This window comes from Novimethylophilus sp., assembly GCF_036504375.1.
GTDB lineage: Bacteria > Pseudomonadota > Gammaproteobacteria > Burkholderiales > Methylophilaceae > Novimethylophilus.
Map to the genome: position 1 here is coordinate 1 of NZ_DASXVH010000033.1, position 12,202 is coordinate 12,202.

At 52.4% G+C, this 12,202-nt stretch carries 13 protein-coding genes, 1 tRNA gene and 1 pseudogene; 8 read left to right on the plus strand and 7 right to left on the minus strand.

All coding sequences use genetic code 11. The features are described from left to right. Positions 1-1,313: AsmA-like C-terminal region-containing protein (locus VGK14_RS04215; RefSeq protein WP_331507678.1), on the minus strand; the 1,313-nt coding region annotated here is incomplete at its 3' end. A 65-nt stretch (positions 1,314-1,378) separates the two neighbouring features. Here VGK14_RS04215 and VGK14_RS04220 point away from each other — a divergent pair. Further along, positions 1,379-1,454: transfer RNA gene (locus tag VGK14_RS04220), tRNA-Asn, on the plus strand. 286 nt (positions 1,455-1,740) lie between these two features. Here VGK14_RS04220 and VGK14_RS04225 read toward each other — a convergent pair. The 3 genes and pseudogenes from VGK14_RS04225 to VGK14_RS04235 all read right to left on the minus strand — a co-directional run. Continuing rightward, positions 1,741-2,787, minus strand: a complete 1,047-nt coding sequence (locus tag VGK14_RS04225) for a tetratricopeptide repeat protein (RefSeq protein ID WP_331507679.1) — start codon at positions 2,785-2,787, stop codon at positions 1,741-1,743. A gap of 48 nt (positions 2,788-2,835) precedes the next feature. Beyond that, the gene (locus tag VGK14_RS04230; protein WP_331507718.1) at positions 2,836-4,890 is read right to left on the minus strand and encodes a tetratricopeptide repeat protein; all 2,055 of its coding nucleotides are present in this window, start codon (positions 4,888-4,890) and stop codon (positions 2,836-2,838) included. Between the two features lie 49 nt (positions 4,891-4,939). Beyond that, positions 4,940-5,112 (minus strand): annotated as a pseudogene (locus VGK14_RS04235) (IS256 family transposase); the annotation flags it as partial. A gap of 191 nt (positions 5,113-5,303) precedes the next feature. Between VGK14_RS04235 and VGK14_RS04240 the strand changes: the two are divergent. From VGK14_RS04240 to VGK14_RS04250, 3 genes are all read left to right on the plus strand, one after another. Further along, positions 5,304-5,852, plus strand: a complete 549-nt coding sequence (locus tag VGK14_RS04240) for a hypothetical protein (RefSeq protein WP_331507680.1) — start codon at positions 5,304-5,306, stop codon at positions 5,850-5,852. Positions 5,853-6,000: 148 nt separating this feature from the next. Beyond that, positions 6,001-7,254, plus strand: coding sequence for an adenylate/guanylate cyclase domain-containing protein (locus VGK14_RS04245; protein ID WP_331507681.1), 1,254 nt, complete (start codon positions 6,001-6,003; stop codon positions 7,252-7,254). Continuing rightward, positions 7,247-7,954: a GNAT family N-acetyltransferase gene (locus tag VGK14_RS04250; protein ID WP_331507682.1), complete on the plus strand. Its 708-nt coding sequence runs from the start codon at positions 7,247-7,249 to the stop codon at positions 7,952-7,954. Before VGK14_RS04245 ends, VGK14_RS04250 begins: the two co-directional genes overlap by 8 nt. 25 nt (positions 7,955-7,979) lie before the next feature. Here the strand turns inward: VGK14_RS04250 and VGK14_RS04255 are convergent, their stop codons facing one another. The 3 genes from VGK14_RS04255 to VGK14_RS04265 all read right to left on the minus strand — a co-directional run bounded on the left by VGK14_RS04255 (position 7,980) and on the right by VGK14_RS04265 (position 9,488). Continuing rightward, positions 7,980-8,243, minus strand: a complete 264-nt coding sequence (locus VGK14_RS04255; RefSeq protein ID WP_331507683.1) for a hypothetical protein — start codon at positions 8,241-8,243, stop codon at positions 7,980-7,982. A gap of 156 nt (positions 8,244-8,399) precedes the next feature. Beyond that, entirely contained in the window at positions 8,400-8,921 is a 522-nt protein-coding gene (locus VGK14_RS04260; protein WP_331507684.1) for a hypothetical protein, read from the minus strand. A gap of 51 nt (positions 8,922-8,972) precedes the next feature. Next, entirely contained in the window at positions 8,973-9,488 is a 516-nt protein-coding gene (locus VGK14_RS04265; protein WP_331507685.1) for a GNAT family N-acetyltransferase, read from the minus strand. A 550-nt stretch (positions 9,489-10,038) separates the two neighbouring features. On the opposite strand from VGK14_RS04265, the gene VGK14_RS04270 reads away from it, so the two are divergent. The 4 genes from VGK14_RS04270 to VGK14_RS04285 all read left to right on the plus strand — a co-directional run bounded on the left by VGK14_RS04270 (position 10,039) and on the right by VGK14_RS04285 (position 12,178). Further along, positions 10,039-10,854, plus strand: a complete 816-nt coding sequence (locus VGK14_RS04270; protein WP_331507686.1) for a hypothetical protein — start codon at positions 10,039-10,041, stop codon at positions 10,852-10,854. A gap of 247 nt (positions 10,855-11,101) precedes the next feature. Next, positions 11,102-11,314 carry a glycine zipper 2TM domain-containing protein gene (locus VGK14_RS04275; RefSeq protein WP_414691702.1) on the plus strand — a complete coding sequence of 71 codons (213 nt, stop codon included), beginning with the start codon at positions 11,102-11,104 and terminating at the stop codon, positions 11,312-11,314. Between the two features lie 134 nt (positions 11,315-11,448). After that, positions 11,449-11,736 (plus strand): hypothetical protein, encoded by a 288-nt coding sequence (locus VGK14_RS04280; protein ID WP_331507688.1) that lies wholly within the window; start codon positions 11,449-11,451, stop codon positions 11,734-11,736. A 94-nt stretch (positions 11,737-11,830) separates the two neighbouring features. Next, a complete protein-coding gene (locus tag VGK14_RS04285; RefSeq protein ID WP_331507689.1) occupies positions 11,831-12,178 on the plus strand; it encodes a hypothetical protein in 348 nt (115 codons plus the stop codon). Positions 12,179-12,202: the final 24 nt, after the last annotated feature.

The window sequence follows — 12,202 nt, forward strand, 5'->3', positions numbered from 1 at the left end:
CCAAACCATCGGTCCAACGCGGAACCGGCCTTCATCCCCAAGCCGGTTCCCAACGGCCCCAGCACCGCAGTACCTGCTGCAGCACCCGCCACAGCGGCTTTGGTAGGCATCACCACGGGCGCATCCACGGTGCCTGATATCTGCAATGGCACCGTTACCAAAGCCAGGCCTTTTTTCAATTCCACGTCCACCTGCCCCTCCAGTCTTTTCGCGGGGGAAACCTTCATTCGCCCGCTGGCCGCCAACAGGCCGGAGGCCACTTTCAGATCACGCAGATCATACTGCCTGCCTGCCGCATGCAACACGCCTGAAAGTTCGTCGAATTCCGTTTCTCCGCCGCTCTGCCCCTGCTTGATAAACAGGCTGGCCGCTTTGGCCAGATCCATCCCGTGCAGTACGCCATGTGCAACGTCGAACTTGAAATCCGCCACAGCATTATCCAGCATCTCATCCGGCTTTGCCGCGCTTGCGACAAACGTGCCATTACCCGTCATCTTCCCGCTCACCCGCACCGTCTTGCTAAACAGCCTCGCAGGTTTGCCCACTTCCATGCCTGCCACTTTAACCTTGCCGGAAAACTTCCAGAGTTTGGTCCAATCCAGAGATGCGCTGCCGTCGACCGTGCCCTCGTATAGCCTGGCATCAATCGACGGAATATCAAGATGCGAGCCTTCCAGCTTCGCCCGTACTTTCAGGCTATCGAACAGCAGTGCCGGGCCGACGGGAGGCATCCATTGTTCCGCACCCAGCGCAATATCGAAACCTTCGTTGCTGGGTAATACATCCACTTTTAATTTACCGTCGGCGCTGGTAAATTTTGCCTGCCCTAATTTGTTTCCGGCCAGCATTCCGATCTCGCCGTCCAGCGTCGGCAGGTTCATGCCCGGCCAGTCCAGCCGGGCATCGTGCAGCACGATGCGCCTTATAGCCACCGGTGCGGCTTCATTCGGCTTGTTTTCAGCCTGAGCCAAATGACCAATCAGCTCCAAGGCGGATTTCTTGACCACCGGCCGCTTCACCTCAAGACGCGAAATCACCTTGACCGGATCCAGCAGGGTCCGCACATCCAGTACCGCGGAAACTTCTTCCACCCGTATTTCCGCATCCCTGCCCATGACGATGCCTTTTATTGTCACCCTAGGGCTAGGCAATATAGCCACATGCAACGATTTCATCGTCACCGGCACACCGACTTTATCGGAAACCGTTCGCTCGACCTGCGGCAGATATGCTCCCATCGGCACGAAAAACGGCACGACAAGCGACAATACGAGCAGGGTAACGGCGACAAATGCGAGGCGTTTTAAATTCATGTTAATTTCGATGTCACAATGTTGACCAAACGGCTGCGAGCCATTATTATTGCGCCTTTCTCAATTCCCCGATAGCTCAGTCGGTAGAGCAACGGACTGTTAATCCGTGTGTCCCTGGTTCGAGCCCAGGTCGGGGAGCCAAACAAATAAAGGCCTGCAGCGATGCGGGCCTTTTTATTTCAGTCCGCAATTCCTGAGATTTGAGCCCCGACTAATCAGGATAATTGGTTACTCTCGCCTCCTCCTCCTACATTGTGCTTTTCAACTTACGCGAGTGTGCTGAAATCATTACAATGCGTAGGCTAAGTCCCGTTAATCGAACCAAAACGAAAACTATTCGAAGCTTTCCAGACTTAAAGGATTCCTCGTGCACGCGCGACGCCAGATCAACGCTGGAAAATACTGCAAATGGAACCTTATGTTCTGGTCATTTATGTTTTTCGCCGCACGTTGCTGCGATGACGACGCGCCTGAGATCCGCCGCAGACACACCTTCCAATGGAAACACCAGCGACAGGGAATTTCCGTCTTTGGTCGTGAAGTTGAAAGAAAACGATGAATTTTTCTCAAGTTCCTGCTCGCGCTTGTCCGCCTCTGCCCCTATGCCGTTCGCGGTTGTGGCAAGAACGCCGAACATGTAGTTATGGAAGTTTGCATAATTTGGGCCATTCAAAAAAATAAGACGTGAGCTAGCATTGCCTTCGGTCTTGTACGGAATGTCATAACTCGTTTTGTTGCCGTTCATGCTGAGCACGATTGTAAAGGTGCCGGAATCCGGAAGTGCACTGGAGACGGCCGCATCCTTGAACAGCATTATGATGCCGACACTAGTCAGATCGCAGTTATGCGCGGCATCCAACTCCGAAAATTCCGCATAGCGGACTTTTTTGGTCAGATCGTCGGTCAGTACTGCAGTGCTTGTTGGCTTACCGTCCGTTGATAGAGTCATGATAAACCATTTCCCAAACTGCTCCAGATTGGCTCGTGGGTCTGTAAATCCTTGCTCCGTGGCTTTGCGAAACCAAGCTGCTGCTTGATTAACGTCCTCGGCAACACCCATTCCGCCGTAATACATCAGACCAAGCTGGGTTTGCGCTGGTGCTACCCCGTTCTCGGCGGCCTTGCGAAACCAATCTGCCGCTTGCCTATCGTCCTGGGCAGCGCCCCGCCCGGCGAGATACATCCCGCCCAGATTGAATTGCGCTTCCGCAACCCCCTGCTCAGCGGCTTTGCGAAACCAAATCACAGCCTGTTGATCGTCCTGGGTAACCCCTAGCCCGCTGTAATACATTGAGCCCAGACCGTTTTGCGCTTGTGCGTCCCCCCGCGCCGCTAGCGGACGCCATTCCTTTAAGGCCGCGGCATAGTCGTTTTTCTTATAAGCGGCGAGGCCCTCATCGAAACCTGCAAATGCAGGCTGTATCGCGAATAGGGCGACAGAGAGAAGCAGCACTTTCCATAAGTTAGATTTCATGGTTTATTTTCATTTTATCTTGATAAATTAGCTAATCTGGCAGAACCCTCAATGATGTGCTTTCATCCAGGCACTTGTGCGCTGTTGTGCTTCAGCAATTTGATCCGGCGTCATCATTTTTTCAACGATCTCACGGTTTTTTATTCCGCCTGCATTACCGCCATTACCAGCAATATTCCACCATTTATGAGCTTCGATGTAGTCCTGGGTAACGCCTTGTCCTGTGCCGTACATCAAACCCAAATTATATTGCGCTATCGAAAGTCCTTGCTCAGCGGCTTTGTGATACCAATCTGCCGCCTGTCGATAGTCCTGGGTAACGCCTTGCCCTGTGTAGTACATCCAGCCCAGATTGAATTGCGCTTGTGCCTCTCCTTGCTCAGCGGCTTTACGATACTGATCGGCGACCTGTCCTGTCGCTTTCTGAATCCAAGGTGCCAACGCGGCCGCCCGACTCGAGTCGCGTTGTCCGATGCGGAGATCCTCCAAGCCCTTCGCGAACTCTCCGGCCTTGACATAGGCGATACCACGCGCCTCATGATACGCCGCGACCGGAAACACCGCCCACTTCTTCGCCATCTGTATCAATGTTGTGTAATCGGCAATCGCTGCTAGAAATTGGCCCAACTCTTCTTGGGCTTTACCGCGATTGAAGAGTGATTGGTAATCGAACCAATAATCAGGGGTGGAACTCCTGCCCTGGATATTGATGACTGCCGTGAAATCGCTGACCGCCTCCTTGAACATGCTGCGCTCCATGCGGGATGTTGCACGGTCGAAGTAGGCTTCCACAAACTCCGGGGCCAATTGAATGGCCCTGCTAAAGTCGGCATCCATCTTCGCGTAGTCTTTTTTCTTGCCGAAAGCTTTAGCTCGCATCAGCAAGGCTGGCACCGATTCCGGGCGCAACTTAAGGATTTCTGTGCAGTCAGCTATTGCACCATCCGAGTCGTTGACGTCTTCCTCACGAAGTCGCGCACGTTCGAACAAAAAATCGATCCATCCAGGTAAGTATTCAATCGACCGCGTGTAGGCCGCTTCAGCCCCCTGATAGTCTTTCTGGCGTAGCAGTATATTTCCCCGGACTGCAGACCGCTGTGCGGCATTAAAGGAGTCGCTAATTTTCAAAGAACCCTGGATGGCTTTGTCGAGATCATCCAGTGCGCCGCCCCTATCTCCTTTCACTAGTCGCGCGCGGCTCCGCTGAGAATACAGTTCGTCAAATTCGGGGAATACGGCAAGTTGTCGAGTGAACGCCGCAATCGCTTCATCCAGTTTCCCTGACTCGACCAACGCGATCGCATCAAAGTAATCCTGAAAACGCTGCTGTGGCTTGTAGCCCTGAGACAGGTATCGCTGCTGGACAAACGCCGCAATGGCGGGGGCATCCGGCATGCTGTCGCCGGCCATGGCAAGCTCGACGACTTCGGCCATTGCGTCGGCTAAATTGACGCAGGCATAGACAGACGGCATACCCTGCTGACGTGCGAAACTGCCGTATGCCGCACCAAGATCGCGCCATTGATCATTTGTAAGCGCGTAGGTCAGCCGAATGTTTCGCTCCGCGGCAATCTTGTTTCGAATGCGCTCGCAGGGCGGTCCCGCGAGCCGCTTCCATTCCGGGCTGCCCGCGTCCATCAGACCATAATCGGCGAGGTGGGTTAGTTCGTGCGCGAGAGTTGTTGTTGGCTGGTCTGAAGAAAAATATGCGTCGGCGAAAGTAATGCTGTTGGCGCCTCCCAACGAGGCGAAGGCAAAAGGCCCCTCACCCGAAGGAAAGTTCGCTCTGTAAAGAGTGAGTCGGCGATAGGCGGTTGCGCGGCGCAACAGGCCCGCCCCTTTCGCCCCAAGTTGCCGGAAATGTTCGGTGACTCGCTGTCTTTCATCTGCTGTCCAGTTTTTCTTGGCGGAAAGGTCTAGCTGAGGCCGAGGCCCTTGCGAGGTCACGGGAGACGGCTTTTCGGGATCGACGAAAACAATTGGCAATCCTGGCGACGTTATTGCAATGGCATCCTGGCCCAACGCCTGGTCGGTTGAACCCAGGAAGAGCAACGCCAAGAACATGATGGTTGCAGAGTTGCGAAGGTATTCACGGCTGAGCATCAATTTTTCTCCCGTCTTATTATCCGGCTATTTACGTTGGCTCATCACTGCGGTCGTGTCCAAGGTGCTCGGCCATCTCGGCTTCCAGCGCACACTCTACCAGTTTCCTGGTGAGTTGCTTGTGAGCAGGCCATGCTCGCCGATCAGGTCTTCAGGGCGTCTGTAATCGGCCAGCAGGCTGTCGATCGGTTCGTTGTTTACGGTCACTTCTACTCCTTGCATAGTTGCGGCAGTTTCCTGCCGAATGACCGTTTACACAAAATTTCTTACACCCTCAATACCGCAGTAGTATCGTAACCCCTTTTACCAAACAAAATTCGGGACATTCTCCTGGTATCTGGTGATATATTCGCCGCAGCTAATGCAAATGAGGAACACGTTCTATGCTCTGTAAGCAACGCGGTAGCGTTTACTTGAGCTATGCGCTTCTCGCTTTTATGATAATTCTGGCGAGCGCCTTGCTTGTGACGGTTCACAAAGCCTTCGCTCTATTGCTGCCGATTGGCGTGCTAGTGTTTTTCCTGCCGAACCTCATGGGGCTGTGGACCCGGTTGCAGGCTGGGCACTTGGTCGGTCAACAGCTCGTGATGGTTCGGCAGGGAAACCCCAACTCGGCTGTCGTACTCAAGAACGAACATGGCGGCATAGATGCCCAGGCTGTCTGGCTTGACCCGCCACAGGGCAAGCTTGGTTTCATATCGGGCAATAAAGATTCGCTGACCAATGCCATGGAGATGTTGCGTAGCGTGCGTGCGGTGTTTGCCGAAGAAACGTACGCCGTTTCGTTTCACGAAGGCCGGATCCGCATTCCACCACGCTACATTCTGGTGTTTGAGTTTGAAAGCGGTGAACCTTTCCAGCTTGTCACGATGAAGCGTCGCCGAATGCTCCAGTGGGTCAAGGCGTTGCACCCGCATGTGGCAGATCGGCTTGATACGAGGATCCTGGATGAAAGAATCTAGCCAGATGCACGATCAGCGAATACGGCGTCAATCAACATCTTGCACCAGAGAGATCACTACATGAACAGGCTGAATGATGCCTTATGATTCAGCGCAATCCACCAAGACGTCTAATACAGAAGCCCGACCTTCAGGATACATTGTGCGTATGTCTGAATTGATCAACCGGCTAATCGCTCGAATCGATAACGCAGCGACTCTCACCGAAGATCCACCCCCCGTCAGGCTGCGAAAAACGCTGCTCATTTTCTTGAATGCGGCTGGTATTTTCATCGTTCCGTGGGGTGCGCAGTACCTTTCCGGCGAGGGCATGCAGGTTCCAGCAGCCATAGCTCTCGGTTACTCTCTCCTTTCCGCTGTTGCATTAGCACACCTGCTACGGACCAAGCGCACCTCCATAGCCTCCGGTCTGCAGCTAGTTGGACTTCTTCTTTCACCATTTATCATTCAGTGGACGATGGGCGGATTTGAAGCCTCTGGCGTCGTCGTGCTGTGGTCGCTGCTGGCGCCTTTGTGCGCATTGGTGTTCCTTGGCGCCCGGATGGCCGTGTGGTGGTTTGGGGCTTATGCACTGCTTGTCCTTATCGCAGCAGTTCGAGACATAACCTATGGTGCAACTCAACAACAAGTATTGCTGTATTGCGAAAACGTGTTGCTCGTATCATCACTTGCGTTCATTGTGCTACGTTTTTTTGTTGCCGAGCGCGACAAGGCACAATCTGCTCTCGAGCGCGAACAGGAACGGTCGGAAAGCCTCTTGCTCAATATTCTTCCTTCTCCAATCGCCCAACGGCTGAAGTCAGGTAACCAGACGATAGCCGATGGATATGCTGAGACCACAATTCTGTTTGCTGACCTCGTTGGCTTCACGCGAATGTCGACCACAGTAAGCCCAGAGCAGCTGGTAGCCTTGTTGAATCGGCTGTTTTCGCGTTTCGACGAACTTTCCAGCCGTTTTGGCGTGGAGAAAATCAAGACTATCGGCGACGCATACATGGCCTGTGCCGGTGTTCCTGTGGCCCGTCCAGATCACGCTGAAGCTATCGCTGACATGGCGTTGGCCATGAGAGATACCGTTCAAGAACACAACAGAGAATTTGGCAGTAACTTGCAAATCCGCATCGGCATCAACACAGGCCCGGTTGTCGCCGGCGTAATCGGTTTAAAGAAATTCATCTACGATCTTTGGGGCGATACGGTAAATCTCGCCAGCCGTATGGAATCGAACGGCGTGCCGAATCGAGTTCAGGCCAGCGCAGCAACATGGGAGCGTCTGCGCGATCATTATGATTTTGAGTCACGTGGCACTCTTGATGTCAAAGGTATCGGACTTGTTGAGGCATACCTTCTCATTGGCAAGAAGCTTGAAATGACTTCGTCGACTCGTTTATCCAGTGAATAGTCGCCACCACTTTGTCATCGTATTCGAACCCGCTTCGGCAAAATATGTGTCGAGCTATGTCGTGCGGGGGTTTTTCAGTCCCCGCGAACTACCACAAGCTTTGGCCCGGATGCTGCTGACAGGAGAATTCGGCCTCTTCGTAGGTATTCCGATTATCCTTCTAGCTGCAGCGAGATTCGTTCCGAAGGTGTTGTCCAGTCAGTGGGTTGAAATGTTGTCTCTGACATTGACCGTTGTCGCCGTCGGCTGGCTTATCGCCGGTTTGATACGGATCAGCCGCTACGGCCCAAGCCGCAGCATCGGTTGCCATGTCATTGATCCTGACAGTTCGCAAGGAAAGCTGATCGGTGGCCTTCGTATGCGACTGGAGCGGCGACACTGCAGATTATGGATTGCGGGATTACTGGTAGAGCCTTCTTGGCGTGGTTCTGGAATCGGGACTGCGCTCGTCCTTGCAGCTTTCCGGTTGGCGCAAAAACAGGTTGTACATGATCCCGTTACTGTTTCGGTGTTTGCTCCAAGTCACCCCGCATCAAAGGCTATCATTGCAAAGCAGCTCGGTGGCATGCAAACAATAGAGGTTGCCGATCCGCCTTCGGAAGAGCTGAATCGCACGATTGAACGGCTCGAGAAGGCGCTGCTGCAATCTCCGTCAACTTTTGAATGGCAGTTATCCAATACGGAAAATTGGTTTTTGTAGATGCGATGATGCAAGCATAATGGGCTCACCCCAACAGATGGAACACGCCGTTCATCAAGGCATAAACGACGATGCCTGCTAACAGCTGCCAAACGCAAGCTACGGAGTAGCCCCTAGATCTGGAACTCGCATAGTAAACCTGGATCACCCCGATGATGGGAATCGTCGCCGCCAGAACCCCAATGAACTTGCATAGCTTCCATTTGATATTATCTTCTTTGCAGAAGTGAATCGTCAGAAATGACGCGAGCACTACCGGCAGAAATATGATCGACCATTGAACTGTCATTGGGTGTACCTTAAGACAAAGTGAATATGTTCGTCGTATCCAAGAGCTGGCTCCATTTGTTCAGATAGTATCTAGGTCTGATAAGTGGGAATCCCGCTAAATATTTCTACCCTGATTTTATCGGCACCGGCAGAAGCATGGCGGCTACCGGAGAATTCATCGCCGCCCCGTTCCGCATCTGATAGTCAGTCCGCCGTTTTTGCCACACGCTTTCTCGTCCTCTTTTTGCAACATCTTTTCCAACTTGAATCTGGCTTGGTTACGTTCCCGCATATCTCCCGGAGGAGTGCCCAGAGCACATGATTCGAAGCTCGAAATCGCCGCTGGCCGCTCTCCTGCCTTGCTTTGCGCCTCGCCCAATTGACAGTAGGCATCGGCCCACCAAGGTGCGATCAGTATCGCCCTTTTGAATTCGTTCTCAGCTCGCCGATAGTCCTCAAGATTTTGCGCCGCACCGAACATCTTGCTCCCTTGCACCAAGCGCTGGCGAGCCTCCTCAGGGAGAGCGGGCATCGGGTTCATCTTCATGGCGAGCTTGATGATTTTCTCGCGCAGGGTATTGTCATCCGGGCTTTTCTGCAACCGCTCGACCATCTGCCTAAGCTGCACGCGCGGCGATTCCGCGTTGGCGGCGTTCGCCAGCATCAGCACACCAATAATTGGAGCCAATAATTTCATCGTGGATCTCATGTCTGAATCGCCCCGAATTTACTAGACCGTTCCGAGCGATTAGGACTTTTTCAAAAAGTAATAAAAATTAAGCCCTAAAGCAATACTCTTTTTTTCTCTGATAAATCCGAGCTTCTTAAGAATATGCTGCATTGCTCTGGCATATTTTGTGCAGGCTACTTGCCACTCTCTATCGCTAGGGTACATATTAATTAAATTAGTAACCATAAAAGTGCCAAATTGCCTTCCGCGATATGCCGGACTGATAGCAACATAAAGCAATGCTATTACATTAGAACCATCATCAGGCGTTTCTAATATCGCGAAACCGATGGATTTACCCTCATGCTCCAACACCAGAAATTCTTTTTTAGCTTTTTTAGAATTGCTAAATCGCAACCGAGACAGTAAATATTTTATTAGCTGAAAAAATAGTTTGAACTGCCCTTTACCAGTCAAATTACGATCCGTAAAAGAGCCTTCAACACTGCCGTCATAAATAAGGTTGTAGGCTAAAGGGATATCCAATAACCTACCTTTACGAATTCTAATTCTTTCGTTCTTACGATCCATCATCAAAATCTACCATTTTTGATACAAATTCCATGTGTCGATTTGTATCAAAAGTTTAAAATTGATGACCGCCATGCAACTACCGAGCAATGCAGGATGCAATTGGGTGAGTAATGGGGGGATTTCGCGCTAGCGTATTGCGTGTCCATACTGCCCAATCGCGCATAAAATCGTCCGCGTACAGATACTGTCTCGCCACATCTTAAGCAATTCATTTTCTTCTGAATCCACGCACTGCACTGCTTCCGGGCGCAAAGCTTCCATACCGAAGCACACGCATTATCAATGCCGAGGCCAAAACAATCTCAAGCGCGTAAGCCCGGACGCGGGGAGATGATTTACAATCAGACCCGCAGATTTTTACGGACCAGTCTCCCGAATTCTTCAAATCGCATGAGGTTCCGCGCGAAAATAGCCTCGAAATGGCCGCCCAACCTATGCCGGATTTATTGTTCCTGTCACTTTGCCGCAAGGTGTACGTTTGAGTAAAAGAGGCAATGCTTACATCCAGATTCGCATAAACCGTAATATATGCATTGCGGTTATCGCATCATTGCTGGTGCATGCCCTGCTGCTGTTCTTTTTAAGCCGCCAGGACTTGTTAAACCAGCATTCGCCGGTTGCAGCCCAGCAGCAGACGATCGTCGTGCGGTTAAACCCGCGGATGCCGCCGCAGGCGGAGGCTGCGCCTCCGGCAAGCATTCCCCAACCATCCCTTATCGCCCCATCTCGCCAGGTACGGAAACCGCAAATCAAACCTCCGCCGGTTTCGCGCCCCGATACGCCGAGAAATATCGCCGCACAGGCCGAGCCGGCTCCCACGCCGCAGCCCGCGCCTGCGGCACAACATGCTCCTGCATCGCCCAAGCCGACAACGCCGGATCCTTCGCAATTTGCCGACATGGCCGCCTACGTAAACGCAATGAAAGAGAAGCGCCACCAAGCCGGGCAGGATGCCGACCGCATCAACGAGGAAGCCATCGCGCGGGAGCGCGGGCCGTCGGAAGACGAAGTCAGGATGGCCAATCTCAAGCGCAATCTGCAGCCGTCCGGCACCAATGGCATTTTCAAGATCCTCAGCATGGATGCCCACACTGCCCAGTTCGCGTTCCGAGGCTGGAAGAACGAGTTCAGCTATTCCCACCGCGAGGTCTATGAAGTTGAGGCCGGCCCGGATGGGGATGTGGCACGGGCCGTGGTGCGCAAGATGATCGAGATCATCCGCCGCTACAACAACGGCGATTTCAACTGGGAATCCCCGCGCCTCGGCCGCGTGATCGTCCTTTCGGCGCGCTTGCAGGACAACGACGGGCTCGAAGATTTTTTGCTGCAGGAATTTTTCGGCCCGCGCGGAATTTCGGCCCGATAAGCCGCGCAATTCAGCGCACAAGGCCGACAGCGATGCCGGCCTTTTCTATTGCAGCTATCCGGCCAGTTTCGGCATTGTCATCATACGGAGACAGATTTAAGGCACCGACCTTGGAGTAAGTCTACTAAATAAAAGTAATCAACTGATTCTAAACTGAATATTTTCATGGCACGCCACTTGCTGATGGCGGTATGAGAACTGTGCATTTGGCACATCGCTCGTTTTATACGTCAAGAAGGAGAGCGCCATGAATACAGCGAAAAACATCACGATAGCTATGCTGATGGTCACTATGATGGCCGGGTGTGCAGGCATGTCTACTCGTCAAAAGAATGCTGCAGTCGGTGCAGCAGTCGGCGGGGTCGCAGGTGCGGTACTGACCAACGGTAGTGCGCTTGGGACTGTCGGCGGAGCCGCCATCGGCGGCCTCATCGGCCACGGAGTAGACGGAAGGAAATGAACCCAATGTCATTATTTAGAGACATCATATCCTATTGTTTTTTATTAATAACTTACTACATCCACATATTTCGTCGCCAATAGGAGACAAAATCTTGCGACGATCTTTTTATTCACTACTTCGAGAGGAAAAAAATGCGTAAATTATCTTCCGTATTAGCCGCCATGCTATTGCTGGGCACTACGCAACTGGTATTGGCCAAGCCCGTGCATGTAGCGGCGGGCACCAATGCCGACGTCAAAACCGATGCGCAAACACACGTCGATAAGAGCCAAGCCAAAAGCCACATGAGCGACGAGGCTACCATCAACGCCAATAGCCCGGCTGCCGGCCAGGAAAAAGGCCATAATCGTGCCACCGAGCGCAAGGCAATCGATCATACCCACAAGGGCAAACATAAAGTAAAATCCAGACAAGGATAGCCGCATTGGGTGTAAAGGTGCCTTTGAGGCACTCACCGGATAAATCCCCGGCTTTGCCGGAGGGCACTTAATTTTTAAACCTAGGAGTAATAAAATGTTTTCACTCAATAAGATTGCAGCTGCGCTAGGAACGGCATTAACACTGACGGCTTCCGGCGTTTATGCCGACACCGCCACTACGACCAACTCTACGACGAACGGCGTGGCGAAACAACCTTTGGATCAGGCCATCAAAAGCGTGGATAAAAACCTAAAAAAAGATTCCGACAATAAAGGGCTGCAGAATGCCGCAGAAAAGCTGAAAAGAAATCAGGAACGTATTGAAGTAAAGCGTGCCGAGCGTGCCGAGAAGGTTGAGCGTGCCGAGAAGGCCGAGCGTCCCGAGAAGGTTGAGCGCCCCGAGAAGGTTGAGCGCCCCGAGAAGGTTGGCCCAGGCCGATAATCAATTTATCAAAATCCAGCATAA

What these genes read in the sequence shown, in the direction of transcription:
- VGK14_RS04285 (WP_331507689.1), top strand. Translation starts at nt 11,831, where the DNA reads ATGTTTTCACTCAATAAGATTGCAGCTGCGCTAGGAACGGCATTAACA.
- VGK14_RS04225 (WP_331507679.1), bottom strand. Translation starts at nt 2,787, where the DNA reads ATGAAATCTAACTTATGGAAAGTGCTGCTTCTCTCTGTCGCCCTATTC.
- VGK14_RS04255 (WP_331507683.1), bottom strand. Translation starts at nt 8,243, where the DNA reads ATGACAGTTCAATGGTCGATCATATTTCTGCCGGTAGTGCTCGCGTCA.
- VGK14_RS04275 (WP_414691702.1), top strand. Translation starts at nt 11,102, where the DNA reads ATGAATACAGCGAAAAACATCACGATAGCTATGCTGATGGTCACTATG.
- VGK14_RS04245 (WP_331507681.1), top strand. Translation starts at nt 6,001, where the DNA reads ATGTCTGAATTGATCAACCGGCTAATCGCTCGAATCGATAACGCAGCG.
- VGK14_RS04260 (WP_331507684.1), bottom strand. Translation starts at nt 8,921, where the DNA reads ATGAAATTATTGGCTCCAATTATTGGTGTGCTGATGCTGGCGAACGCC.
- VGK14_RS04280 (WP_331507688.1), top strand. Translation starts at nt 11,449, where the DNA reads ATGCGTAAATTATCTTCCGTATTAGCCGCCATGCTATTGCTGGGCACT.
- VGK14_RS04265 (WP_331507685.1), bottom strand. Translation starts at nt 9,488, where the DNA reads ATGATGGATCGTAAGAACGAAAGAATTAGAATTCGTAAAGGTAGGTTA.
- VGK14_RS04230 (WP_331507718.1), bottom strand. Translation starts at nt 4,890, where the DNA reads ATGCTCAGCCGTGAATACCTTCGCAACTCTGCAACCATCATGTTCTTG.